Genomic DNA, 24,535 nt, shown 5'->3' on the forward strand with positions numbered 1-24,535 from the left:
TGTTGTCCGTGTGGGCGGTTTCGTCAAGGAAAAGCGGCCGGCGGTCCGGCCGTCTTTTACCGGACGGGAGATTGGGAGGGGTGGCGACGAAAAGTCAATCCGCCGTGGCGAAGGACCTGACGGCGACGCCGCGCGGAACGACGGCTAGGACCTTGAAGAGTTCGCCCATGGCTCGCGGGCCGGCGAGGCGCTCGACGGCATCTGATATCTTGTCGCGTGCTGCCTGGCCGGCATCGGCGCCCAACTGGCCGGCACGCTCCAGAATGCCCATGCCGAGCAGGAAATTGCCCTGCGTCGACAGGTAGGCGTCGAGACCGTGCGCGCGCACGGTCGCTGCAAGGGCGGCGAAATCGACATGGGAGGTAAGGTCGGCTTCGCCGGGATTGGCCAGCACATCTTCGTGATTGTGCCGGCGCAAGGCCTGCAGCGTGTCGCCGACCCCGGGCCGCAGATGGCCGTAGTCGAGGAACAGCCCGGCGCCGCCATGAGCGGCTATGCGCTCGGCGATGGCCGCCATCAGGGCGGTGCGGGCGGGCGCGATTTCGACGATCGCGCCTTGCGGCGCGTCGGCTGCATCCCCGGGCAGCAGCGTCGGGTCGACCGAGCCGACGCCCGCAAAGAAGCAAAGATTGTCCGCGTCGTCCAGGCCGACCATGCGCTCGCGCCACTCGGCGCCGGCGCGGACGAACTGGCGGATGGGCATGGCATCGAACAGTTCGTTGCCGACGATCAGCAGTGGTTGCCGCGGCAGCGTGTCGATGGTTTCGTGCCATGAAACAGCGAATGGTGTCGCGCCGAGCGTCTGTTTCTGGATTTCCGTCAGGCGCGGGCTGGTCTCGATCATGGCGAAGGCGGCGCCATTGGCCAAGGCGGGGTCGAGCCGCGACAAGGTGCGCAGCATGTCCTTCATCAGCGTGCCGCGGCCAGGGCCGATCTCGGCGACGGTGACCGGCATCGGCCGGCCGATCGCTGCCCAAGCCTGATAGAGCCAGACGGCGACGAGTTCGCCGAACATCTGGCTGATTTCCGGCGCGGTGATGAAGTCGCCGGCCGCGCCGAACGGTTCGCGTGTGGTGTAGTAGCCGTCGCGCGGATCGAACAGGCACAGCGCCATGTATTCGTTGATGGGCATCGGACCCACCGCCTCGATCAGGTCGACGATACGGGATTTCAGTCGCGTCATGTCGCCTGCGGCTGCACTTGCTTCACCGGCTTGGCTGTGGCCATCGCCCAGATGCCTGCCAGCACCATCGGCGTCGACAGGATCATGCCCATGGTCAGCCAGTTTGTGCCGAGAAGATAGCCGAGCTGCTGGTCGGGCTCGCGGAAGAACTCGACGAAAATTCGTGACAGGCCGTAGCCGCAGATGAAAGCGCCGCCGACAAAGCGCGGCGTCTTCAGCTTGAGGCGCGAGTGGGTGAGGATGCGCAGCACCACAAACAGCACCAGCCCTTCGAGCAAGGCCTCGTAGAGCTGGCTCGGATGGCGGGTGAACGGTCCGCCATTGGGGAATTCGATCGCCCAGGGCACGTCGGTCGGCCGTCCCCAGAGCTCGGAGTTGATGAAGTTGGCGACGCGCACGAGGCCGAGGCCGACCGGCACGCCGGCCGCCACGACATCGAACAGCGACCAGGTGCGGATGCCGCGCTTAAAGGAAAACAGCGTCATGGCCAGGATGACGCCGAGCAGGCCGCCATGGAAGGACATGCCGCCTTGCCAGACGGCGAAGATATCGAGCGGATGGGCGATATAGCGCGCCAGGTCATAGAACAGGACATAGCCGGTGCGGCCGCCCAGAACCACGCCGACGGCCGCCCAGACGATGAAATCGTCGAGGTCCTCCGGCTTCATCGGCAGGACGCCGTCGGGCCAGAGTTTCGGATTTGCGGCGAGCCGCTTGGCATACCACCAGGCAAACAGGATGCCGACGATGTAACCGATGCCGTACCAGTGCACCGCCAGCGGCCCGATCTGGATGAGGATCGGGTTGATGTTCGGGAAAGGCAGTGAAGCCAGCGGCAGCAGGAAATACTCGTTCAACGGGGAGCTCTCGGTTGCGATCGGCGCGGACCATGCGGCAGGGTTTTGGCAGGGTCAAGGCAAGGGCACGGCCGTCCATGGCTCGTGAACGGGATCGCTTCAAGATCCGTCGCGCGGATGGACGTCCTCAACCCCTGGGCTTGCCGGCCACCACTTCACGCAAGGCGTCGTTGATCCTGTCCTGCCAGCCTGGGCCATCTTCCTGGAAATGCTCGAGCACGGCTCGGTCGATCCTGATCGAGACAAGCTCGCGGACATTCGGGGCGGTGGAGGGTTCGCGAGGCGGGGCCGGTGCCGGCTTCTTCACCGGCTTGAAGACAGCTTCGGCGGCTTCCATCGGATTTGTCGGTCTGCGCGGGGGCGTTGCCATTGGTTATCCCGGGTTGAACGTTCCTGAAGGGAGACGAGGGCGTCATAATAGGCGACTTGCCACCACCAAGTACAGCTTCGGAGCCGTTCGGGAGCCTCCCGCAGGACGCGGCAGTCGCCATGCGGTTGTGCGCCATAGCAACGCAGATGCCGCACCAACGCCCAACGTTCTTGCATTCCTCGCGCCACGTCACTAATTCAAATCATGCAAGCGAGGATCTGCCATGTCGACCGGACCGAACCGCATTCTCGATGAATTCGCCAAGTTGATGACCGATGCCGCCGGTGCCGCTCAAGGTGTGCGGCGCGAGGTGGAGACGGCCTTTAAGGGCCAGGCGGAACGCATCCTCAACTCCATGGATGTCGTGCAGCGCGAGGAGTTCGAGGCCGCGCGCGAGATGGCGGCCAAGGCGAGAGAAGAGAACAGCAGGCTCGCCGAGCGCATCGAGACGCTCGAGGCCAGGATCGCCGAACTGACCGGTCAGGCTACACCTGCGGCTCCGGCGAAGCCCAAGCCGAAAAAATAATTCGTTAAACTTTTCCACAAAGCACCAGCCTGAAAATCGCTTTGCCGTGAATCGCTTACCGGCATTGCGTGACTCTTTGTGACAGGCACCTTTCCACATGCGAATGACGCAGTGCGAAAAATTGGGCTGTTCACGCGACTCCCGATCAATAGACTGAATTTGTTGCATGATTCGGAGCAGGGGTCATGCGCCGGGCGGTGGGGTCCGGTCTGGGGTCTTTGCGTTGAGAAGTCCCGGCCGTCCGAGTTCTAGACAAGATTGTTCGTCGTGTGTGCCCCGCGGAGCGTGTGGCGCTCCCCCTGAACACAGGAAGCATTCCATGGAACTTCTCGAACTCGAATTTTCCCGCGAAATCCATCCGGTGGATGTGATCGAGCAGGTGGCCCACAACAATGACTGGTCCTTCGAACGGGCCGGCGACGACGAAATCTCGATCTCGGTTGCCGGCAGCTGGACCGACTATCACGTCTCCTTCTCGTGGATGGAGGATTTCGAGGCGCTGCACCTGGCCTGCGCCTTCGACATCAAGGTGCCGGAAACCCGCACGCTGGAAGTGATGCGGCTGTTGTCGCTGATCAACGAACAGATGCTGTTCGGCCATTTCGACCTCTGGGAGCAGGAAGGCGCGATCATGTTCCGCCAGTCGCTGCTCCTGGCCGGCGGGGTCGAACCATCGAGCCAGCAGGTCGAAGTGCTTTTGTCCTCGGCGCTGGAAGCCTGCGAGTGTTACTTCCAGGCTTTCCAGTTCGTCGTCTGGTCGGGAACCTCGGCCAAGGACGCGCTGGCCGGCGTGCTGTTCGAGACCTTCGGCAACGCCTGAGCAAGAAGCGTTCGACATGAGTTCCAGCAACGAGCGCAAGCCCGAGATCAGTTTTGCCGACTTCGATCGTGTCGACATCCGTGCCGGCACGATCGTCGAGGCTGAACCGTTTCCGGAGGCGCGCAAGCCGGCCTTCAAGCTGAAGATCGATTTCGGCGCCGAGATCGGCATCAAGAAGTCGTCGGCGCAGATCACTAAATATTATACGCCCGAGACTTTGATCGGCCGGCAGGTGTTAGCGGTGGTCAATTTCCCGCCGCGCCAGATCGGCCCGTTCATGTCGGAAGTGCTGACGCTCGGTTTCCCCGATGAAGAGGGCGCCGTCGTGTTGGGCGCCATCGAACGCAAGGTGCCGGACGGCGGGCGGCTATTCTGAAATAGCGGGCAGGAAGCCCCGGAAGATGCCATCACGGCGTCGCGGCCGATTGAATTGACGCGATAGCTGGAGGCCGAAACGCGCCGAGAATGGCTCCGACCGTTGCGGCTGAGAGCACAAGATGCAGGACGTCGGACGGCCACGCCAGTCCAAAATGCATCAGCACAAGGTTCAGGAAGGAAGGCGACGCCGCATCCGCCGGAATCAGGAGCAAACCTCCGACTCTGCGCGAATGGGCTTATGCTCGAGCCTACAACACTTCTCATGAACGCACCGCAGACTGCCACGATGGCTTCATCGCTACAATTGGCACCGGCCACACGGCAGCTTAAAATCAAGACCACCTATCAGCCGCCTCGGGCTAACCAAGGACAACCTGTTGAGGCTCCACACCTAGCTAAAGCTCGCCGGCGGCGGCTCGGCTGTGTCGACCCTGTCAGGCCGCGATCGTGCGCTTCACGCCGAGCGCTTCCTCGACCGCGTCGAGAAACATTTCCGCGCTGGCCTTCCAGCTGTAGCGCATGGCGCGCTCGCGGGCTTGGTCGCGGCTGATGTCGAGCGCGGCAAGTGCCGCCTCGCGCAGGTCGTTCGAAACCGCGCCGCCAAAGCCGTCGCCAACGATGTCGATAGGCCCGGTCACCGGATAGGCGGCGACCGGCGTGCCGCTGGCCAGTGCCTCGATGATGACGTTGCCGAAGGTGTCGGTGCGGCTGGGGAAGACGAAGACATCGGCCGAGGCGTAGACTTCGGCCAGTTCGTCATTGGGACGATGGCCGAGAAAATGCGCCTGGGGATATTTGGCCTTGAGCTTGGCAAGCTCCGGACCTTCGCCGACGATCACCTTGCTGCCCGGCAGGTCGAGATCGAGGAAGGCGGAGAGGTTCTTTTCAATGGCCACGCGGCCGACGCACAGGAAAACCGGGCCGGGAAAGCCGAGGTCCTTGCGCTTGTCGGGCCGGAAATGCTCGGTGTCGACGCCGCGCGTCCAGGGCCTGAGCTTGTTGAAGCCGCGCGCCGTGAGATCGTCGGCGAGCGACTGGGTGGCGACAAGCGTGCCCTGGCCCGAATTGTGGAAATCGCGCAGCCAGCGATAGGTCCAGCTCTCGGGCACCGGCAGGCGGGCGCTGAGATACTCGGGAAAGCGGGTGTGATAGCTGGTGGTGAACGGCCGGCGGGCATTGCGGCAATAGCGCCGCGCCATGATGCCCAGCGGTCCCTCGGTGACGATGTGGATGTGGTCGGCCTTGTAGCCATCGATCAGGCGCGCGACATGGCCGGGCGTGGTCAGCGCCAGGCGGATGTCGGGGTAGGTCGGCAAGGGCAGGGTGCGAAAGATGTTCGGGGTCAGGAATTCGACCGCGGCGTCGAAGGATTTCAGGGTCTCGGTTAGCCGCTCCAGCGTGTGGACGACGCCGTTGACTTGCGGGCGCCAGGCGTCGGTGACCATCAATATGCGCATGGCGGCCCTTTGCTCCGGAGGTCGGCGGTTGCCTTGAAACGATGCCGGAACGGCGACCATGCGGCCGCCCTCGCTTCGCTCCAGCGCACCCTGACGGGCACGAGGTCGAAGTGAGGCGGCAAGGACGAATCAAGTGCGGTCGCGCGCTTCATGCGCACTCTTGACCATGGTTTCATGACGGGCGGATGAAGCAGACGGTGATCCCGAAAAGTCGAAACCGGTTTTCAGGCAAGATCTTGCCCGGATAGTCAAATAGAAATCAGGCCGGAACCTTGATCACGACGCGCAGGCCGCCCATCGGACTGTCGTCGAGCGTGATGTCGCCGCCATGGCTGCGGGCGATGTCACGGGCGATCGACAGGCCGAGCCCGGTGCCGCTGGCGTCAAGGTTACGGGCCGCGTCGAGCCGCACGAAGGGCTTGAACACGTCTTCGCGCCTGTCGGTCGGAATACCTGGCCCATCATCGTCGATGGTGACCAGAAGCGAGCCGCGGCCATGGTTGGCGGCGACCTCCACGGTGCGGGCATAGCGGAAGGCATTGCCGATGATATTGGACAGCAGCCGCGCGAAGGCGTTCGGCCGCACATGCACGGTCGGATCGCCGGAAAGCGTCGTCGACAGTCTGCATTTGCGCAAGTTCGCTTCTTCGCCGAGCTTCTGGAAATAGGCTTCGAGATCGAAACGTCCCGGATCCTCCGACGCCTCGCCCTTGGCAAAGGCGAGATAGCCTTCCAGCATCGACTGCATGTCTTCGATGTCCTGGTCCAGCGCCGCCTTGGTCTCGGCCTTGCCGCCGGCCAGCGCCAGCTGCAGCTTGAAGCGGGTGAGGATGGTCCTGAGATCATGGCTGACACCGGTCAGCATGGCCGTGCGCTGCTCGATCTGACGCTCGATGCGCTCGCGCATCTGGATGAAGGCAAAGCCGGCGCGGCGCACCTCCTCGGCCCCGCGCGGGCGGAAATCGCGCGGCATCGGCCGGCCCTTGCCGAAGCTTTCGGCCGCCTCGGCAAGCGCCAGGATCGGCCGGATCTGGTTGCGCAGGAAAGGGATGGCGATCATCAGCAGCACCAGCGAGGTACCGACCATCCAGATCAGGAAAATGTGGGTGTTGGAGGCATAGGCCTGGCTGCGGCGCACGAAGACGCGCAGCACCTTGTTCTCAAGCTGGACGCGCACCTCGACGATGTTGGAATTCCCGACCGTGTCGATCCAGAAGGGCCGGTTGATCTGGCGGGTGATTTCGGCGGAGAGAACATCGTCGAGGATCGAGAAGAACGGTTTTGGACCGGGCGGCGGCAGCGGATCGGGCGGCAGGAGGTCGACCTTCAGCTGCATGCGGTCCTGCGCGATGCGGATGATGTTGGCGTAGTCGCCGTCGTGCGGGTAGGTTTCGATCAGGTCGATGATGGCGGCGATGTCGCGCACGGTGGCCTGCGACAGGCGTTGCGTCACGGTTGCCCAGTGACGTTCCATGAAATCGAAGGCGACGACCGACTGCAAAAGGATCATCGGCGCGATGACGATGATCAGCGAGCGCGCATAGAGGCGCTTGGGCATGTAAAGCGAAACGAGGCGCCAGAACCGGTTCCAGATGCGCGGCACCGCCTTGAGCGTCCGCGCGGCGCGTGCGCTCAAGCCGTCATTGTCCGGCTGTTCCAGTTCCGTGGTCGCCATTGGCTCTTTTCATCCGTCGGCGGTATTAGATCAGCATGACGTTTGGCTGAATCGTCATCCTGATCTAACTCTTTGTTGGAGCATAATCTTTTCCGAAAACCGGTTCGCACTTTTCGGGATCATGCTCTTGGGCTGCGGCCGGTATTCTATTCCACGCTGAGCCGATACCCAATACCGCGCACGGTCTGCAGCCAGACCGGGTTGGACGGATCGCGCTCGATCTTGCGGCGCAGCCGGTTGATCTGGACGTCGATGGTGCGCTCGCCGACTTCCGAATCGTCGCCGACCAGCTCGTGGCGAGGGATGGTTTCGCCGGCGCGCGCGGCGAAGATCGCCAGGATCTCCTGTTCACGGTCGGTCAGCTTCAGCGCCTCGCCGCCGCGCTTCAGTTCGCGCCTGGCGATCTGGAAGGTGTAGGGACCGAACACCAACTGTTCGACCTTGGGCGTCGCCGCCGGGCCGCCCCGGCGCAGGATGTTGTTGATGCGCAGGATCAGCTCGCGCGGATCGAAGGGTTTTGGCAGGTAGTCGTCGGCGCCGGCCTCGAGGCCCGAGATGCGGCTGTCGGTCTCCGACAAGGCGGTCAGCATCAGGATCGGCACGTTCTTCTCGGCGCGCAGCGCCTTGGTGAGATCGACGCCGCTTTCGCCCGGCATCATGACATCGAGCACAAGCAGGTCGAAGTCGAGGCCGGCGAGCTTGCGGCGGGCCTCGTCGGCATTGCCGGCAACGGTGACGCGGAAGCCGTTTTCGGTCAGATATTGCTTGAGAAGATTGCGGATACGGGTGTCGTCGTCGACCACGAGCAGATGCGGCGCATCGTCGTCCGGTGCGGCCGCCTGGTCGATCCTCTCAGTGCTCTCCATGGCTTTTCCCTGACATTTTTGCGGACCCAACGTCGATCTGAGCTCTCAGTTCCGGATTGACCATCGCTTCGAGGAAGCGTTCCACCAAGGTCCGTTCGGCGGCACCGCAATCTTCCAATGCAGCACGGATGCGGCGCGACTGTGGCCGCGCCAGCGCCAGCGCCAGCGCACGGCCCTTGGCCGTCGGATAGAGTTCACGCTGGCGGCGGTCGCGCGGGCCCTGCAACTGCACGACGTGATCAGTGTCGATCAATTGTTTGAGCACACGCGCCAGGCTCTGCTTGGTTATCTTCAGCACATCGAGCAGTTCGGCGACGGTCAGGCCCGGCCGGCGGTTGACGAAATGCAGCACGCGGTGGTGGGCGCGGCCGAAGCCGTAATCAGCCAGGATCTGGTCGGGATCGGAAGTGAAGTCCCGATAGGCGAAGAAGAAGAGTTCGATGATGGCGAAGTCGATGCCGTCCTCGCTGGTGATCGCGGTCCTGATCGGTTTTCCGGCAGGTGGGCTTTTATCCGTCATCATTTCTCCATCGGAACGGGAGATTATGTCAGTACTATTGACGTACTTTCCCTGCAATGGTAATTTTTGACAAGCTTTTGGGCGGATTGCGAACGAAAAGGCAAGGCAGGCCGGTTTTTCCGGAACTTCCTGAGTTTGCCAGAGCGCGATTATCCGCCTACGCTTCGAGACACCGGCCGGCGTCGCCAATCGCAATAGCGCGGCCAAAAAAAGAACACGCAACGATACTGAGATATGCGGACGGAGGTCCGCGGGAGGTTACCATGGCATCCGTTCCCTTCGATCAACTGGACGGCTTCATCTGGATGAATGGCGAGTTCGTTCCGTGGGGAGACGCCAAGATCCACGTTCTGACCCACGGCCTGCATTACGCCAGCGCGGTCTTCGAGGGCGAGCGTGCCTATGGCGGCGAGATCTTCAAGCTCAACGAGCATACGGAGCGCCTGCATGAATCGGCGCGCCTGCTCGGCTTCAAGATTCCCTATTCGGTGGCCGAGCTCAACGACGCCTCGACCACGCTCCTGAAGAAGCAGGGCTTCCAGGACGCCTACGTCAGGCCGATCGCCTGGCGCGGCAGCGAGCAGATGGGCGTTTCGGCGCAGAACAACCGCATCAATGTCGCTATCGCCATCTGGCAGTGGCCGAGCTATTTCGACCCGGCGCAGAAGCTGAAGGGCATCCGTCTCGATGTGGCGGAATGGCGCCGGCCCGACCCGCGCACGGCGCCGTCGCGGTCGAAGGCCGCCGGCCTCTACATGATCTGCACCATGTCCAAGCATGCCGCGGAGGCCAAGGGCTATGCCGACGCCATGATGCTCGACTGGCGGGGCCAGGTCGCGGAAGCGACCGGCGCCAACATCTTCTTCGTCAAGGACGGAAAGATCCACACGCCCAAGCCCGACTGCTTCCTCGACGGCATCACCCGTCGCACGGTCATTGGCCTGGCCAGGGATCGCGGCCTGGAGATCATCGAACGCGCCATCCTGCCGGAAGAACTGGAAGGGTTCGAGCAGTGCTTCCTGACCGGAACGGCAGCGGAAGTAACCCCGGTTTCGGAGATCGGCCCTTACCGATTCGAAGTCGGCGAGATCGCCAAGAATCTCATGAACGACTATTCTATCGCCGTTCAACCCAAGCATGCCATCGCCGCAGAATAACGATAGTCACAGCTTTTCGGGCAAGCAGGGGCGGTTTTCGGGCCGCCCCTTTTATTTCAGCGTTTGTGCATTTGACTTTCATCGAATTCGGCGTCTCTCATGATGCTGTCGGCCCGGGAGGCTGGCAGCCATGGAGGGACTAATCATATGGATATGAACACGCTTCTTCCGATCATCATTCAGATCATTACAGGCATTATCGGTGGTCAGGCGGTCGGGGCGGCGATCAAGACGGCGGCGATGGGTCAGCTTCCCAAAATCCTGGGCGGAGCCATCGGCGGTGTCGGCGGCGCGGCGATCCTCGGCAGCCTGCTCGGCCACGGCGTCGATCCGGCGGCGGCCGCGGCGGCGACCGGCGGCCTGGGCAGCGCGCTCAACCTGCAGAACATCGTCGGTGGCGCCGGCGGCGGCGCGATCCTGACCGGCATTCTGGGCGCGGTCATGGGCGCCATGAAGAAATAAGCCTGCCAATCTCGGGCTGGCAAATGGGCGGCTTCGGCCGCCCATTTCTTTTTGGACACGCACTGTTTGACCTTCCGGCTGTGGACGGTTTTGACCGATGTCTCTACATGATCGCTGACACAGCGAAAGGACGATTATGGGTCAGCTCAATGCCGGCATCGTGCCGGTCACACCGTTCCAGCAGAACTGCACCATCCTGTTCGACATGGATGACAAGCACGGCGTGGTGGTCGATCCCGGCGGCGACATCGACAAGGTGCTGGGGGTGTTGAAGGACAATGCGATCACGGCCGAGGCGATCTGGATCACACACGGCCATATCGACCATGCCGGCGGCGCCATGGAGTTGAAGGAAGCACTCGGCATCGAGATCATCGGCCCGCATGAGGCCGACAAGATGCTGCTCGACAATCTGGAGAACCAGGGCAGGCGCTACGGTATCGGCGGTGTGCGCAATTGCGTGCCCGATCGGTTTCTTACAGAAGGCGAGACGGTGTCATTTGGCGGCCATGTGTTCGAGGTGCTGCATTGCCCCGGCCATGCGCCTGGCCATGTCGTCTACTACAACCGCGCCGCCAAATTCGCCCATGTCGGCGACGTCCTGTTTCGCGGCTCGGTCGGCCGCACCGACCTGCCGGGCGGCGACCACGCGGCACTCATCGCCTCGATCAAGGACAAGCTGTTGCCGCTTGGCGACGACATCGGCTTCATTTGCGGTCACGGTCCCGGCGGGCGCTTCGGCGAGGAACGGCGGACCAATCCGTTTTTGACCTGAATGAGATCTGGACCGGCTCCGGGTTCGAAAGCCTACAGCATGTCGCGGCGAATAGGATTGCCGACCTGCTGTAAACTTCTGATTATGCATGTCGTTATCCCGGAACCGAGGACACTTCCGCGACATGGATTAGCAAGCCGATAGCAAAAAGCGCCGGCCTTGCGGTCAGCGCTTTTTTGTTTGGGGCAGGGAAGCCTCAGTTGGCGGTGCAGAAATGCTGTTCGCCGTCACTGCCGGTGAAGGTGCCGGTCCGGGAATTGAAGCTGCGGTAGCGGTCCGAGCAGTACTCGTACCAGCCGCGCGTCCACGGTTCGGCATAGCGGTCGGCATAGACCACCTGCGGTTCCACGTAGTAGCGGCGCACCGGGGCCGGGCGTATCCGCACGTCACGATCGTAATAGCCGTCATCGTAATAACGGTCGGAATCGGGCGGCGGCCGGTCATTGGCCAACGCGCCACCGATCAGCGCGCCGGCGGCAAGGCCGAGAACGCCGGCCGCGACAGCATCGCCATGGCCATGGCCGTGATGGTGCCAACGGCGCCAGTCATCGGCATTGGCCGCCGAAAAGGTCCCCAGCGTGGTGGCGACCACGGCGGCGGACAGTACGGCTGTCTTGAAAATTCGGTTCATCTTGGTCTCCTTCGTGCCGGGCCGTGCAGTTTTGCAGGGGATGCGGTCCGGCTTTACGAATGATTAATATGGGACCGTGGCTGAACGGGGGCTGAACGAAAATTTGACCGCACGCCTTGTTTCTCGACATCAAACCCGCGCCTACGGGGCGCTGACCAGACCTGCCGGAGCCGGCGTCGGTGCGAAGCCGGCTCAGCCGACCGACAGGTTGACGGCCTTGGGTCCCTTGCCGCGCTTGTCCGGCTCGGTGTCGAATGTCACTTTCTGCCCATCTTCGAGACCGGGAAGACCCGACGCCTGCACGGCCGAAATATGGACGAAGACATCCTTCGCGCCATCATCCGGTGTGATGAAGCCGAAGCCTTTGGCATGGTTGAAGAATTTGACGGTGCCGGTCTGCGGCATGGGAAGCTCCTTTGATCCCATAAACTCCAGTCTCGGGCCGGCAAATGCCCGAATGGAAATTTGTCCTTTATTTTAGCGCCATCGGCAAGTGAAAGTTTTCCGGGCACTTAAAGCACGTCGTGCTTTAAGTGCTTGTTATGACGCGTGTCATTGGCCCGGACCGGATGAACTTCCAGATGACATGCGTTTATGCTGCGCCACGGACATGAAAAAGGCGCGACGAAAACCGCCGCGCCTTTCAAAAATCTGTCTGCCTGCCCAGGTGCTGATCAAGCTGCTCGATCGCCCATCCGCCTGGGATGTGCGGCGCCGATCGCTCAGGCTGCGCGCAGGTTGACCGCCTTCGGGCCCTTGCCCATGCGGTCCGGCTCGACGTCGAAGGTGACCTTCTGGCCGTCGACCAGCGTGCGTAGGCCCGAGGCCTCGATCGCTGAAATGTGGACGAACACGTCCTTGGCGCCGCCGTCGGGCGTGATGAAACCGAAGCCTTTGGTCGCATTGAAGAATTTAACGGTGCCGGTCTGGGCCATTGGGGAAACTCCTTCACCCGTTCAGTCTTGGTGGTCCTGCCCGCCACCTGGCGTCGAGGGCAGTTCCCGGTGGTTGCTTCGGCAGTCATGCATTGGCGCATGGTCAAAACCCCCCGCCGAAAAACGGGGCCGTCAGAGATTCACAGTATCGGGGAAAGGTCGTCCAAAACGTTCCGCTCTCCGGGTCGCAAATGCCCGAACACAGAATTTATCGCACGGAAACGTGAACGTTGCAAGATAGCGCCGCGGGCCGCCGCCACGAGCGCATCCGACGCAAAAAAATCGACCGATCAGGGCGTCGACCGGCTGCAAATAGGCTTCGTTGCCCGAGGGGTCATCGGCCCACGGCCGTGGTCATATATAGGCCACAAGTGATGATTGCCGGCAACGCGCGGCGAGGCCCTCACTGATCCCGATCATTTCCCAACAGAGGCCGCGAACGGGGTGGCAACTGGCAATGGAATAGCGAGGATCATGCCATAGGCGACTGATTTAAATCTTGTTTTGATCGATATCATTGTCAGCGAACCGCAAGCAGTCTTGGGCGGTATGGACCGAGACGGGGATCGAGGGAGAGACGATCATGAGGTTTCTTGCCGCAATCTTCTCACGGCAGGGTTTTACCATCCTGTTCCTGTCGGCAATTCTCGCCGCCTGTACGGTCGTCGTCGATGAAGGACCGGGGCCGCGCCCGCCGCGCCCTGATCCGCAATTCTGCACCAAGCAGTACGAGCCGGTCTGCGCCCGGCGCGGCGGTGATCGCCAGACCTTCGCCAATGCCTGCCTTGCCGATCGGGCGGATTACCGCATCGTGCGCGACGGCCCCTGCCGCGACGGCGGTGGTGGTGGCGGCGAGCAGACGTTCTGCACCCGCGAATACGCGCCGGTGTGCGCCCGCCGGCATGGCGAGATGCGCACCTTCCCCAACGCCTGCGAGGCCCGTGCCTCGGATTATCGCATCGTCGGCAACGGGCCGTGCTGAGATTCTGTCCTCCCGCAAGAAGGGAAGGCAAGGCGGCGCATTACTTTTCCACGCCAACATAAGCCTTGCTCTTGAGCAGGCTGGCCAGATGAGCCGCGTTCGAGGCCGCTATTTCGATGGCTTCGGTAATCTTGTCGGGGGTTTTCGGCAGGTCGACGTAATTGACGTCATGCATGGCTTCGCCGACCCAGTAGACGCCGCCATTGGCGGGGATGGTGAAGCCGACATCGTTCAGCGCCTGGAAGCACTCCGCGTGGCAGTGATGCGCGCCGTCCTCGTTGCCGACGATCGCCACAAGGGCCACCTTGCCGGCGGCCGGCATGCGGCCCTTATCGTCGGTTTCCTCGAGAAAGGCGTCCATCCGCTCCATGATGCGCTTGGCGACGCTCGATGGTTGGCCCAACCAGATCGGCAAGCCGAGAATGAAAATATCGGCGGCGACGATCTTTTCGCGCAGGCCAGGCCAGTTGTCGCCCTTGCCCATGTAGGAGAGCACGCCAGGCTTGATGTCATGATCGAGCGCGCGCACGACCTCGCCTTCCACGCCATGCGGTTTGAGCGCCGCGAGCAGATCGGCTATCAACTTGTCGGTTGACGATTTTTCCCTGTCGTCCGAGGCTTTCAGCGAGCAATTGATGGCGAAGGCGGTAAGGGGCATTGGGGAACTCCTGCATCTGGCCGCGCAGGCTCAACGTCGCGACCGGCTTGTGGTTGCGCGTACCTCCCGGCCGTTCGGCCGCGCCCACACCTTGAATCTCTCCTCGGCATGGCTTAGGTCCCGCAGGGCGTAGAAACACGGCAGGTGTCCCATCAACAGAGATCAGAGAAGAGCGGCGGGTGCGGGAACCAGGTCCGGCGCGGCCAAATCTGGCGCGGGAGGCCAGCCGCCGCTGGGCCTCGACCAGTATGTGCAGCAGGCGCTGCAACTGCACCAAGCCGGGCGCCGACAAGAGGCCGAAGCGATCTACCGGCAGGTGCTGGCGCGTCAGCCCAAACATGCGGCCGCAGCGCATTTCCTGGGGTTGCTGTTGCACCAGACCGGGCGCAGCGAAGAAGGGATGGATTTCCTGGAGCAGTCGGTTCAGCTGGAGCCGACGAATCCCGACTTCCTCAACAATCTCGGCACCGTGATGCGCGATCTGGGGCGTGTCACGGCGGCTATCGATTTCTTTCGCGGCGCGGTTGATCTGCGGCCGGAGCAGCTTGCGGCGCGCGACAATCTCGGCTCGTCGCTGAGGCAGATCGGCCGGTTCGAGGAGGCAGAGGACATCTATCGCGGCACGGTGCAGCGCAACCTATTCCACGTGCGCGCGCGGATCGGCCTTGCCGAAACCCTGCAGGAAGCCGGACGCCTCGACGAGGCGCTGGCTGTTTTCCAAGAGGCACTGACCATCCGGCCTAGGGATGCCGACCTGCTGCACGGACTGGGCGTCGGGCTGATGGAGAAGGGCAAGCTCGACGAGGCGGCCGACCTGTTCCGGCAGGCGGTGGCGATCCAGCCCGCCATGGCCCGCGCGTGGCTGATGCTGACGCAGGTCAAGCGCCAGAAGGAGCGCGATGCCGAATTGGCCGGCATGGAGGCGCAGCACGCCAAGGCGCCTCAGGACAGCCTGGCACGCATGCAGCTGTCGTTTGGCCTCGGCAAGGCCAATGATGATCTGAAGGATTATGGCAAGGCTTTCGACTACTTCGCCGAGGGCAATGCCATCCGCCGCAAGGGCATCGACTATGATCCGGTGAAGACACGTGCCGAATTCGAGGCGATGAAGACGGTGTTCGATGCCGGCTTCTTCGAAAAGCACAGACCGAGCCCGATCACCGACGATGCGCCGATCTTCGTCGTCGGCATGCCGCGTTCGGGTACGACGCTGGTCGAACAGATCATCGCCAGCCACGCCCAAGTCTACGGCGCGGGTGAGCTCGGCATCTTGAAGACGGCGGTCGGCAGGCAGTTCCCGTCGAACATGCCGGGCGGTTTCCCCTGGGGCGTGGCCGACACGGACGATGCGGATTTCGCCGAGGCGGGGCAGGCCTATCTCGACATGCTCCATGCCCGCTATCCGCATATGCGCCACGTCACCGACAAGATGCCGGGCAACTTCCTGCTCGTCGGCTTCATCCACATGATGCTGCCGAAGGCAAAAATCATCCACTGCGCCCGCGATGCGGCGGCGACATGCCTGTCGATCTACAAGGTGCATTTCCGCGGCGACAGCCACCGCTATGGCTATGACCTCGGCGAGCTCGCCGATTTCCACAATCTCTATACCGACATCATGGCGCATTGGCACAAGGTGCTGCCCGGCGTCGTGCACGATGTGCGCTACGAGGATTTCGTCGCCGACCAGGACGGGCAGAGCCGGGCGCTGATCGACTATCTCGGCCTGCCATGGGAGGATGCCGTGCTGTCGTTCCACCAGACCGACAGGCCGGTGCGCACGGCATCCGCCGCGCAGGTGCGCCAGCCGATGTACCAGGGCTCGGTCGATCTGTGGAAGCGCTATGGCGACAGGCTGAAGCCGCTGCTCGACAAGCTAGGTCGATATTGAGGTGGTGCCGGCCCGCGAACGGTGGTGGCCTGCGCTTCCGGTACTCACGTACTCAAACGTACGCTCCGTTCCGGTTCTCGGAAACCATCGTTCTCGACTCGGCCTGACCTCAATCTCGACCTAGCTTGGCGTCAAAGCTCCATGAAGGGCTGGAAGCCGCCGAAGATCATGCGCTTGGCATCGAAGGGCATGGTTCCCCAATCGGGTTTCAGGCGCGGGTCGGCCATCACCTTGGCCATCACAGCATCGCGATCCTGCCTGGATTTGTAGACGGCCCAGGAGAAAACGACGATCTCGTCGTCCTTGGCCTGAACGGCGCGCGGAAACGAGGTCAGCTCGCCATAGGGCACATCGTCGCCGATACATTCGACATAGGCGAGCGCGCCGTGTTCCATCCATATGGGGCCTGTGAGGTTGGCCAGCTTCTTGTAGTCATCGAGATTTGCCTTCGGCACGGCAAGCACGAAGCCATCGACATAGGACATGGCGGTCTCCTCTTTGCTAGAAATGGGCGCCGGATCGGCGGGGATACGACCCGGCGCGGTTGGGCGCATCCCTCTCGGCGAGGGCGCGCACGCTAAAGCTTATTCCGTCGGTGCGTTCATTGCCCAGGCGACGCCGAAGGGGTCCTTCACCTGGCCCCATCGGTCGCCCCAGAACATCACCTGCAGCGGCGTGACGATCTCGCAACCGGCGTCGACAGCGCGCTTCCACCAGGCGTCGATATCATCCTTGCCGAGATGGAGCTGCAACGTATAGCCCTGCGCCGCCTGGTGCGGATGGCCGTGTTCCGGATAGGCGTCGCCGAGCATCAGCGTCGAGCCGTTGATGTAGAGATGGATATGCATGGTGCGGCCTTTTTCATCCGCCGGATAGGCAAAGACTTCCTCGGCCCCGAAAGCCTTCTTGTAGAACTCGGCGGCCTTGTTGGCGCCGTCGACCTGCAGATAGGGGGTCAATCCGCCAAGCACTTTTGGCCGGGGTGGGGTCTGGTCGGTCATTGCATGTTCCTCTTCACGTTTGGATTGGCCTTGCGGACCATAGGACGGACGAGAGGACGCCAATCCTACAGGGTCGCGGAAATTTTTGGCCGGGCGACAACCGATGGGTTGGGAAGGCGTGCAACGAACTTGCGTCGGCGGCTTCCAATCAGAGCGCAATTCTCTCGGCTCGCAGGCTAAAAGAGCTGGATTGCGCGCCGCCTACTCAGCCCGGAGACGACAATGATCCTCTATTATCAGACCCACTCACCTTTCGCGCGCAAGGCGCTGGTCTTCGCGCATGAGGCACGCGTCGCCGATCAGCTCCAGGTCATTCATCACGAAACCAGCCCGACCTTGCACAACGCCAGTGTCCACGCCGAAAACCCGCTAGGCCAAGTGCCGGTGCTGCTGCGTCCGGGCGCGCCGGCGATCTTCGATTCCGACGTCATCTGCGCCTATCTCGATACGCTGCATGATGGCCGGAAGTTGCTGCCGCGGGTCGGCGAGGCACGCTGGCAGGCGTTGCGGCTGCAATCGGCCGCCCAAGGTCTTGCGCAGACGGGGATCGCCTTGCGCTGGGAGACGGAAAGGAGACCCGAACAGCTGCGCTATGATGCTCTTGCCGAAGGATATCGGCAGAAGATCGAGGCGACCTACGACTGGGCCGAGAGCGCCCTTGACGACGAGGCGCCGCTCCATGTCGGACATATTGCGCTAGCCACCACGCTGTCCTGGATGGCGTTCCGTCATCTTCCATCGTTTGGTTCGCGGGCGCGGCTGACGCGCTGGTTCGAGGCTTTCGAAAGGCGCGCGTCGATGCGTGCGACGCCGCTTTCGGGCGATACGCATGATTGATTCGCGCTCGCCTGAGAGGCGGCGAGCGTCAACGGTTGTTCGGAGTGTCGAGGATTTCCGGAAAGCCGATATCCTTGCGCAGCGCGGCCGGCAGCGACAGCAGGATGCGTTCGCCGCGGCGACGGGCGCGCGCCGCGGCATACCGGGTTGCGATGCGACCGATGGATGACAGGACGGACATGGTGACTTCTCCCTTGGGGTTGGCGCCGGCATCATCGTGTCGGCATCCCAAGGACGGGGCTGCAACGGGCGATCCGACAGATTGCCGAATCTTTTTAGCGGCCTCTGTTATCGGCAATGCGCTTACTTCAGGCAGCAGTCTCCAATCGTTCGATCGTTTCAAGATCGGCTCTCTTGGCCTTCGCCTCGACGGCGAGGTCATAGCTTGCCTGCATGTTCATCCAGAACTGCGGCGTGGTGCCAAAAAACTTCGCAAGGCGCAATGCCGTATCAGGCGTTACCGGTGTCGTCTCGCTAGCCAGGCGCTCGATGCGGGTGCGCGGCACATGCAGCTTTTTGGCCAGCGTGTAAGACTTCAGACCAAGCGGTAGAAGATACTCTTCGCGGAGAATTTCTCCTGGATGGATAGGCGGGTTGATATCAAGCATTTGGGACCTGCCTTTCAATGGTAGTCGGTTATTTCAACATCTTCTGCTTGCCCATCCACCCAGCGAAAGCAGATGCGAAACTGATCGTTGATGCGGATCGAATGCTGACCGGCGCGGTTGCCTTTCAAGGGCTCAAGCCTGTTGCCGGGAGGCGTCTTGAGATCTGACAGTTCGACGGCATTGTCGATCATGTAGAGCTTTCGTTGGGCTAATCGTACAAGATCCGAAGGGAAGCCCTTTGGAGACTTGCCGTTCGAAACGGCTTCGCTGGTCTTGTCCTTGAATGAGCGTATCATCCCCGGGTTCCGCTGGACGTACCATGGCATGATACGTTCCGGAAATCAAGAGGGCGCCTCATGATGAGGCCAAGGTCCGGCCTGGCGACGACAGGCCCGACTTCATCGGCATGAATCAGTCCCGCCGCTCAGCCGGTTCCCTCGGCCACCTCGCGGAAGAAATTCTCCGGATCCTCGACCTCGGTCAGCTTTCGCTTCTCGATCAGCCAGAAGCGGTTGCCGACAGCACGGATGAAGGAACGGTCGTGCGAGGCGAGCAGGCAGCTTGCCTGGTGCTTCAGCAACTCCTCCTCCAGCGCTTCCTGGCCGTCTATGTCGAGATGGTTGGTCGGCTCGTCGAGCAGATAGAAGTTGGGATTGGCGAGTCTCAGCGCCAGCATCATCAGCCGCGCCTTTTGGCCGCCCGACAGCACACCGATCCTGCGTTCCTGCATCTCGATGACCACGCCGGCGCCGGCAAGCAGCGAGCGGGCGCGCTGTTCTCCGACATCGTAGCGGCGCGAGACCATCGCCAGCGGCGTGTCGTCGCTGCTGATTCCGGACAGCGCCTGGTCGCTGTAGCCGAGCACGGTCGACGGCGTCACCTTCACATTCCGCACCGTGTCCGGCTCGAGAATGACGTTGCGGATCAAGGTGACGAAGCGCGACTTGCCGACGCCGTTGCGGCCGAGCAGCACGATGCGATCGCCCTGGCAGATGTGGCGCTTGCCGGTCCTGAACAGCAGCGTGCCGTCCGGTGTCTCGACCGCCGCGTCGTCGAGCGTGATCAGCACCTTGGCGTGCGTGCCGCGATTGGCGAGTTTGATCGCCCCCGCCGATTTCTCGCGATGCGCCGGATTGGCGGCCTCTTCGAGCTTTTCCGCGCGCTGGTTGAGCTGTTTGGTCTTGACGGTCAGCAGGTCGCTGCCGGAATTGATGCCGATGTTGTTGAGCTTGGCCGCCTGCCGGCGCAATTGCTGGGCCACCTTCATGTCGCGCTGGAACTTTCGCTCAGTCGAGGCGTCGACCTCGTCCAGCGCATCCCTGGCCCGCGAATAGGGGAGAGAAAACACCGGCGACTGTTCCGGGCGCAGGAACAGCGTCCGGTTGGTGGTGGCGTCGAGGAAGGCTCGGTCATGGCTGGCGATGATGACCGGCACCTCGCGCGGCAGCGCGTTGAGCCAGGTTTCCAACTGGCTGATGCGGGCGAGGTCGAGATGGTTGGTAGGCTCGTCGAGCAACAGCACGTCGGGATCGGTGACCCAGACGCGGGCGATCAGCGCCAGCCGCTGCCAGCCGCCGCTCAGCGCCTGCATCTCTCGCTCGCGCATTGGTTCGGGCACGTCAAGCGAATCGAGAACGATATCGACGCGCCACATCTCGCTGTCGGCCTGCTCCGGCGGCAAGGCATCCGCCACCACCTGATAAAAGGTGCGGCCAAGCAGGGCAGGGGCAACGGACTGCTCGACATGGCCGACACGCAGGCCGCGCGTGCGGGTGATGTCGCCCGTCGTCGGCTCCAGCTCGCCGGTCAGGCATTTCAGCAAGGTCGACTTGCCGCGGCCGTTGGTGGCGACGATGCCGAGCCGGTCGCCAGTGCCGATGCTGAGGTCGAGATTGGAAAAGAGCGGCGCACTCATGGTAACGCCGAGGGATTTGAGGCTGATCAGGGCCATGTTCGATTTCTCTGGTCTGTCCGGAAAATCCGGCTCGATGCACTTTGACGGTGCGCATGCCGGTCATCAGGCCAGGCGTTGCGGCACCACGAAGGGCAGACCAAAAAATCGAGGCGGGAAAAAACCCGGACCGTCCCTGGTCAGCCCTGCAAGCAAGCTCGCAGGGCGGAAATCGGGCCACGCTGACGATGGTGATCGAAAAACACGTTAGCCCTCCTTTCAAGACGTTCGAGTATGGGGACCGGTTACACCAAAGGCGGGGCCGATGGCAAGGGCAAGGCTTCCAACCGGCGGGGAAACGGGTCCAGCACCAGCACGCAGCCGGCGATGATCGCCACCGCGCCGAAGCACTGGATGACGGTCAGCGACTCGCCAAGCAGCATCGTGCCGATCAGCACGGCGATCGTGGTCACGGCGAATTCGACGCTGATGGTCCTGGTCGCGCCGATGCTGGCCACCAGCCGGAAATACACGACATAGGTCAATGCGCTCATCACGCAGGCCAGTATCGCCAGATAGAGGAAGTCGACAGGGCGCGGCACTGCCGGCACCGGCACGGCGAGCAGCAGCGGCAGCGTCATCAGGCCGCCAAACAGGAAGGCGGCGCTGGTGAGTTCCAGTGAGCCGGCCGATTGCAAATGGCGATTGGCGTAGTTGCTGCCGAACCCCGCCGAGAAGGAACTGAACAGTGAGGCGGCACAGCCGATCGCAAAGGAAGCGGTGACCGGAACCGCGGGGAAACCGACCAGGACGATGATGCCGGCAGCGCCGAGGACAGAAGGGGGACGCGAAGGATCGCTACCGTCCCGGTCTACCTGTCTTCCCCGGCCGGCGCTTTTCGCGGCGGGCGTCGCCTGGGTCCTCGTAAGAGCCGATGCCGGCGCGCTGACGGACGATTGGCCTATCGGTGTCGCCGCGATCCTTCGCGCCCCCCTCTGTCCTGCCGGACATCTCCCCCACGAGGGGGGAGATTGGCTGTGGCTTCGCCGGCACTTTTCCCTCTACCGGTTTCTCGGTACGGCGCACCGTCATTTCGTCCAGAGAATTCTTCTTGAACAACGGTTTGGCGGCGTCGCCCGGGATGCCGAAATCGGAGCCGTGCGCCTCTTCGGCCGACTGCTTCTTGAACAGCGAGCGCGACACCGCCCCTGACGGTGTCGGCATATCGGTACCAGGCCCCATATCGTCGAGCGAGGGCTTGGCGAACAGTGGCTTCTTCATCGGCACGGCGCCGTCGGCGCCCATCTCGTCGAGATCGGGCTTGCGAAAGAGGTTGGGCCTGGCGGCCTTGGCCGCCTCTTCGGCGGCGCGTGCCTGGTCGAGCTTGCGGAACCGCTCCTGTTCCTCCAACGTGCGATGCTTGGCCACGCCCTTGTTGTGCTTGCCCTTTTCGCGGCCCGAGGCCGGACTTTGGCCTTCCACCTCGCGCGCCAGCGGATCGTCGGAGATCGACAGTTCCATCTCGCGCAGCCGCTTGATCTCGTCGCGGATGCGGGCCGCCTTCTCGAAGTCGAGATTGGCGGCGGCGTCGCGCATCTGCTTGTCCAGCGCGTCGAGATGGGCCTTGAAATTGTTGCCCATCATGGCGCCGGCGCCGTCGGTGAACTGCGAGATGTCGGCGCGGACGTGGTCCTTCTCGTAGACCGAATCCAGAATGTCGGAGATGCGCGACTTGACCGATTCCGGCGTGATGCCGTTGGCGGCGTTCCATTCCATCTGCTTTTCGCGGCGGCGATTGGTCTCGGCCATTGCCCGTTCCATCGAGCCGGTGACCTGGTCGGCGTAGAGGATGACCTTGCCGTCGACGTTGCGGGCGGCGCGGCCGATGGTCTGGATCAGCGAGGTTTCCGAACGCAAAAAACCTTCCTTGTCGGCATCGAGAATGGCGACGAAGCCGCATTCGGGAATGTCGAGGCCTTCGCGCAGCAGGTTGATGCCGACCAGCACGTCGAAGGCGCCAAGCCGCAAATCGCGCAGGATCTCGATGCGTTCCAGCGTGTCGATGTCGGAGTGCATGTAGCGAACGCGCACGCCCTGCTCGTGCAGATACTCGGTCAGATCCTCGGCCATGCGCTTGGTCAGCACGGTGACCAGCGTGCGGTAGCCGGCGGCGGTCGTCTCGCGGATTTCGCCGACGACGTCGTCGACCTGGCTCTTGGCCGGGCGCACCTCGACCGGCGGATCGATCAGCCCGGTCGGGCGGATGACCTGCTCGGCAAAGACGCCGCCGGCCTGTTCCATCTCCCAGCCGCCGGGCGTCGCCGAAACGGCGACCGAGAGCGGCCGCATGGCGTCCCATTCCTCAAAGCGAAGCGGCCGGTTATCCATGCAGGAGGGCAGGCGGAAGCCATATTCGGCCAGCGTCGCTTTTCGCCTGAAGTCGCCACGATACATGCCGCCGATCTGCGGCACGGTGACGTGGCTTTCGTCGATGAAGACCAGCGCGTTGTCGGGAATGTATTCGAACAAGGTCGGCGGCGGATCGCCGGGCTGGCGGCCGGTGAGGTAGCGCGAATAGTTCTCGATGCCGGCGCAGGAGCCGGTGGCTTCCAGCATTTCGAGGTCGAAGCGGCAGCGTTGTTCCAGCCGCTGTGCCTCCAGCAGCCGACCGGCGCGCTCGAGCTCGACCAAGCGGTGCTTGAGCTCTTCCTTGATCGACTTGATCGCCTGGTTCAGCGTCGGGCGCGGCGTCACATAGTGTGAGTTGGCGTAGATCTTGACGCTCTTCAACTCGCCCGTCTTCTGGCCGGTCAGCGGGTCGAACTCGGTGATCGCCTCGATCTCATCGCCGAACATCGAGATGCGCCAGGCGCGGTCTTCCAGGTGGGCCGGGAAGATTTCGATCGTGTCGCCACGCACGCGGAATGAGCCGCGCACGAAATTGATGTCCTGGCGCTTGTACTGCTGCGCGACGAGGTCGGCGAGTAGGGCGCGCTGATCGAGCCGGTCGCCGATCTGCATCTGGAAGGTCATCGCCGTGTAGGTCTCGACCGAGCCGATACCGTAGATGCAGGACACCGAGGCGACGATGATGACGTCGTCACGCTCGAGCAGGGAACGCGTCGCCGAATGGCGCATGCGGTCGATCTGCTCGTTGATAGAGGACTCCTTCTCGATGAAGGTGTCGGTGCGCGGAACATAGGCTTCCGGCTGGTAATAATCGTAATAGGAGACGAAATATTCCACCGCGTTGTCGGGGAAGAATTTCTTGAACTCGGAATAGAGCTGCGCGGCCAGCGTCTTGTTGGGCGCCAGGATCAAAGCGGGCCGCTGCGTCTCCTCGATCACCTTGGCCATGGTGAAGGTTTTTCCGGAGCCGGTGACGCCGAGCAGCACCTGGGTGCGGTCGTTGTTGTCGACGCCCTCGACCAAATCCTTGATGGCGGTCGGCTGGTCGCCCGCCGGTTCGAAGTCCGACACCATCTTGATGGCGATGCCGCCTTCGGATTTCTCCGGCCGGGCAGGGCGGTGCGGTGTCCACAGCACGCCGTCCTTGTGCAGCGGATTGCCGGATTCGATCAGCGCCGAGAGCGCGGCCACCGTGGCGGTGACGCCACTGGACGACATCGTCTCGGCTTCCTCCAGCGAGATGTCGAGGCCGGCGACCGGATTAAGGCCGGCTGCCGTGCGTTCGCGGGCCGACGCGGCGCCGCCCATCGAGGTGCCGCGCGCGGTGCGGCCCGGCGCGGCGGACCGCTCGGGTATCTTCTTCGGCGACTTGGCGCCGCCGCCTTTGCCCGTGGTGCGTCCTTCCCGTTCAGCCTCCTGCTCGATCTGCTCGGCCCAATCCGCGATCGAACCGGTCAGCGGCGTGCCCGACAGTTCTGCCTGCGGCATCTCGGCGAAGCCGCCCTTGTGCAGCGGCTCCGAGGCGTCGAGGAAATCGGTCAGCGGGCTGCGCCGCTTCGGCGCGGCGCGGTCCTCATTCGCCGTCGGCGGCGTTTTTTTATCGGGGGATTTGGCCATGTCCCGAATATGGGAGGTCTTGGCGAAAA

General features: G+C 62.9%; 27 protein-coding genes and 2 pseudogenes. 10 read left to right on the top strand and 19 right to left on the bottom strand.

Annotated elements, in window-relative coordinates:
- Window positions 1–94: 94 nt before the first annotated feature.
- From FJ492_RS20665 to FJ492_RS20675, 3 genes are all read right to left on the bottom strand, one after another.
- Window positions 95–1,183 (bottom strand): class I SAM-dependent methyltransferase, encoded by a 1,089-nt coding sequence (locus tag FJ492_RS20665; protein ID WP_140771929.1) that lies wholly within the window; start codon window positions 1,181–1,183, stop codon window positions 95–97.
- Complete coding sequence (gene lgt / locus FJ492_RS20670; RefSeq protein ID WP_140771931.1) at window positions 1,180–2,040, bottom strand: prolipoprotein diacylglyceryl transferase; 861 nt, start codon at window positions 2,038–2,040, stop codon at window positions 1,180–1,182. Before lgt ends, FJ492_RS20665 begins: the two co-directional genes overlap by 4 nt.
- Window positions 2,041–2,167: 127 nt before the next feature.
- Entirely contained in the window at window positions 2,168–2,410 is a 243-nt protein-coding gene (locus tag FJ492_RS20675) for a BrnA antitoxin family protein (RefSeq protein WP_027143349.1), read from the bottom strand.
- Window positions 2,411–2,633: 223 nt separating this feature from the next.
- On the opposite strand from FJ492_RS20675, the gene FJ492_RS20680 reads away from it, so the two are divergent.
- The 4 genes and pseudogenes from FJ492_RS20680 to FJ492_RS20700 form a co-directional block, all read left to right on the top strand.
- Window positions 2,634–2,936: an accessory factor UbiK family protein gene (locus FJ492_RS20680; protein ID WP_140771934.1), complete on the top strand. Its 303-nt coding sequence runs from the start codon at window positions 2,634–2,636 to the stop codon at window positions 2,934–2,936.
- Between the two features lie 319 nt (window positions 2,937–3,255).
- Complete coding sequence (locus FJ492_RS20685; RefSeq protein WP_027143347.1) at window positions 3,256–3,756, top strand: YbjN domain-containing protein; 501 nt, start codon at window positions 3,256–3,258, stop codon at window positions 3,754–3,756.
- Between the two features lie 16 nt (window positions 3,757–3,772).
- Window positions 3,773–4,132 (top strand): tRNA-binding protein, encoded by a 360-nt coding sequence (locus FJ492_RS20690; protein WP_140504942.1) that lies wholly within the window; start codon window positions 3,773–3,775, stop codon window positions 4,130–4,132.
- A gap of 224 nt (window positions 4,133–4,356) precedes the next feature.
- Window positions 4,357–4,529: pseudogene (locus tag FJ492_RS20700) on the top strand (integrase core domain-containing protein); the annotation flags it as partial.
- Between the two features lie 39 nt (window positions 4,530–4,568).
- Here FJ492_RS20700 and FJ492_RS20705 read toward each other — a convergent pair.
- The 4 genes from FJ492_RS20705 to FJ492_RS20720 all read right to left on the bottom strand — a co-directional run bounded on the left by FJ492_RS20705 (window position 4,569) and on the right by FJ492_RS20720 (window position 8,652).
- The gene (locus FJ492_RS20705) at window positions 4,569–5,591 is read right to left on the bottom strand and encodes a glycosyltransferase family 1 protein (RefSeq protein ID WP_140504944.1); all 1,023 of its coding nucleotides are present in this window, start codon (window positions 5,589–5,591) and stop codon (window positions 4,569–4,571) included.
- A 259-nt stretch (window positions 5,592–5,850) separates the two neighbouring features.
- Window positions 5,851–7,266: an ATP-binding protein gene (locus FJ492_RS20710; protein WP_140771937.1), complete on the bottom strand. Its 1,416-nt coding sequence runs from the start codon at window positions 7,264–7,266 to the stop codon at window positions 5,851–5,853.
- Between the two features lie 146 nt (window positions 7,267–7,412).
- Window positions 7,413–8,132, bottom strand: coding sequence for a response regulator transcription factor (locus tag FJ492_RS20715; RefSeq protein ID WP_140504947.1), 720 nt, complete (start codon window positions 8,130–8,132; stop codon window positions 7,413–7,415).
- Window positions 8,119–8,652, bottom strand: coding sequence for a MarR family transcriptional regulator (locus FJ492_RS20720; protein WP_181166050.1), 534 nt, complete (start codon window positions 8,650–8,652; stop codon window positions 8,119–8,121). The genes FJ492_RS20715 and FJ492_RS20720 overlap by 14 nt, the downstream gene beginning before the upstream one ends.
- 263 nt (window positions 8,653–8,915) lie before the next feature.
- Between FJ492_RS20720 and FJ492_RS20725 the strand changes: the two genes are divergently transcribed.
- The 3 genes from FJ492_RS20725 to FJ492_RS20735 all read left to right on the top strand — a co-directional run bounded on the left by FJ492_RS20725 (window position 8,916) and on the right by FJ492_RS20735 (window position 11,046).
- Window positions 8,916–9,809: a branched-chain amino acid aminotransferase gene (locus tag FJ492_RS20725; RefSeq protein ID WP_140751091.1), complete on the top strand. Its 894-nt coding sequence runs from the start codon at window positions 8,916–8,918 to the stop codon at window positions 9,807–9,809.
- A 147-nt stretch (window positions 9,810–9,956) separates the two neighbouring features.
- Window positions 9,957–10,271, top strand: coding sequence for a hypothetical protein (locus FJ492_RS20730; protein WP_027143340.1), 315 nt, complete (start codon window positions 9,957–9,959; stop codon window positions 10,269–10,271).
- Between the two features lie 136 nt (window positions 10,272–10,407).
- Window positions 10,408–11,046, top strand: coding sequence for an MBL fold metallo-hydrolase (locus FJ492_RS20735; protein ID WP_140771939.1), 639 nt, complete (start codon window positions 10,408–10,410; stop codon window positions 11,044–11,046).
- 196 nt (window positions 11,047–11,242) lie between these two features.
- On the opposite strand, the gene FJ492_RS20740 is transcribed toward FJ492_RS20735, so the two are convergent.
- The 3 genes from FJ492_RS20740 to FJ492_RS20750 form a co-directional block, all read right to left on the bottom strand.
- The gene (locus tag FJ492_RS20740; RefSeq protein WP_140712449.1) at window positions 11,243–11,677 is read right to left on the bottom strand and encodes a BA14K family protein; all 435 of its coding nucleotides are present in this window, start codon (window positions 11,675–11,677) and stop codon (window positions 11,243–11,245) included.
- A gap of 192 nt (window positions 11,678–11,869) precedes the next feature.
- Entirely contained in the window at window positions 11,870–12,082 is a 213-nt protein-coding gene (locus FJ492_RS20745; RefSeq protein WP_008877668.1) for a cold-shock protein, read from the bottom strand.
- Window positions 12,083–12,399: 317 nt separating this feature from the next.
- The gene (locus tag FJ492_RS20750; protein ID WP_006202520.1) at window positions 12,400–12,612 is read right to left on the bottom strand and encodes a cold-shock protein; all 213 of its coding nucleotides are present in this window, start codon (window positions 12,610–12,612) and stop codon (window positions 12,400–12,402) included.
- Between the two features lie 583 nt (window positions 12,613–13,195).
- Here FJ492_RS20750 and FJ492_RS20755 point away from each other — a divergent pair.
- The gene (locus tag FJ492_RS20755) at window positions 13,196–13,594 is read left to right on the top strand and encodes a Kazal-type serine protease inhibitor (RefSeq protein ID WP_140771941.1); all 399 of its coding nucleotides are present in this window, start codon (window positions 13,196–13,198) and stop codon (window positions 13,592–13,594) included.
- Window positions 13,595–13,634: 40 nt separating this feature from the next.
- Here the strand turns inward: FJ492_RS20755 and FJ492_RS20760 are convergent, their stop codons facing one another.
- Window positions 13,635–14,252 carry an NAD(P)H-dependent oxidoreductase gene (locus tag FJ492_RS20760; protein ID WP_140771943.1) on the bottom strand — a complete coding sequence of 206 codons (618 nt, stop codon included), beginning with the start codon at window positions 14,250–14,252 and terminating at the stop codon, window positions 13,635–13,637.
- Between the two features lie 250 nt (window positions 14,253–14,502).
- Here FJ492_RS20760 and FJ492_RS20765 point away from each other — a divergent pair, with 250 nt between their 5' ends.
- Window positions 14,503–16,143 (top strand): tetratricopeptide repeat-containing sulfotransferase family protein, encoded by a 1,641-nt coding sequence (locus FJ492_RS20765; protein WP_140771945.1) that lies wholly within the window; start codon window positions 14,503–14,505, stop codon window positions 16,141–16,143.
- 131 nt (window positions 16,144–16,274) lie between these two features.
- Here the strand turns inward: FJ492_RS20765 and FJ492_RS20770 are convergent, their stop codons facing one another.
- Together FJ492_RS20770 and FJ492_RS20775 are read right to left on the bottom strand one after the other, a co-directional pair.
- Complete coding sequence (locus FJ492_RS20770; protein WP_140712442.1) at window positions 16,275–16,628, bottom strand: DUF1428 domain-containing protein; 354 nt, start codon at window positions 16,626–16,628, stop codon at window positions 16,275–16,277.
- A gap of 99 nt (window positions 16,629–16,727) precedes the next feature.
- The gene (locus FJ492_RS20775) at window positions 16,728–17,144 is read right to left on the bottom strand and encodes a glyoxalase/bleomycin resistance/extradiol dioxygenase family protein (protein ID WP_027143331.1); all 417 of its coding nucleotides are present in this window, start codon (window positions 17,142–17,144) and stop codon (window positions 16,728–16,730) included.
- A gap of 222 nt (window positions 17,145–17,366) precedes the next feature.
- Here FJ492_RS20775 and FJ492_RS20780 point away from each other — a divergent pair, with 222 nt between their 5' ends.
- The gene (locus tag FJ492_RS20780) at window positions 17,367–17,981 is read left to right on the top strand and encodes a glutathione S-transferase (RefSeq protein ID WP_140504961.1); all 615 of its coding nucleotides are present in this window, start codon (window positions 17,367–17,369) and stop codon (window positions 17,979–17,981) included.
- Between the two features lie 28 nt (window positions 17,982–18,009).
- Here the strand turns inward: FJ492_RS20780 and FJ492_RS20785 are convergent, their stop codons facing one another.
- The 6 genes and pseudogenes from FJ492_RS20785 to uvrB form a co-directional block, all read right to left on the bottom strand.
- Complete coding sequence (locus FJ492_RS20785) at window positions 18,010–18,162, bottom strand: hypothetical protein (protein WP_140712440.1); 153 nt, start codon at window positions 18,160–18,162, stop codon at window positions 18,010–18,012.
- A gap of 127 nt (window positions 18,163–18,289) precedes the next feature.
- The gene (locus tag FJ492_RS20790) at window positions 18,290–18,589 is read right to left on the bottom strand and encodes a HigA family addiction module antitoxin (protein ID WP_140504964.1); all 300 of its coding nucleotides are present in this window, start codon (window positions 18,587–18,589) and stop codon (window positions 18,290–18,292) included.
- A 14-nt stretch (window positions 18,590–18,603) separates the two neighbouring features.
- Window positions 18,604–18,885 carry a type II toxin-antitoxin system RelE/ParE family toxin gene (locus tag FJ492_RS20795; RefSeq protein ID WP_140771948.1) on the bottom strand — a complete coding sequence of 94 codons (282 nt, stop codon included), beginning with the start codon at window positions 18,883–18,885 and terminating at the stop codon, window positions 18,604–18,606.
- Window positions 18,886–19,013: 128 nt separating this feature from the next.
- Entirely contained in the window at window positions 19,014–20,540 is a 1,527-nt protein-coding gene (locus FJ492_RS20800; protein WP_140771950.1) for an ABC-F family ATP-binding cassette domain-containing protein, read from the bottom strand.
- A gap of 245 nt (window positions 20,541–20,785) precedes the next feature.
- A pseudogene (locus tag FJ492_RS20805) lies at window positions 20,786–21,316 on the bottom strand (DMT family transporter); the annotation flags it as partial.
- A gap of 22 nt (window positions 21,317–21,338) precedes the next feature.
- Window positions 21,339–24,506 carry an excinuclease ABC subunit UvrB gene (gene uvrB, locus FJ492_RS20810; protein ID WP_140771953.1) on the bottom strand — a complete coding sequence of 1,056 codons (3,168 nt, stop codon included), beginning with the start codon at window positions 24,504–24,506 and terminating at the stop codon, window positions 21,339–21,341.
- Window positions 24,507–24,535: the final 29 nt, after the last annotated feature.

Source organism: Mesorhizobium sp. B2-5-4 (assembly GCF_006441095.1).
GTDB lineage: Bacteria > Pseudomonadota > Alphaproteobacteria > Rhizobiales > Rhizobiaceae > Mesorhizobium > Mesorhizobium salmacidum.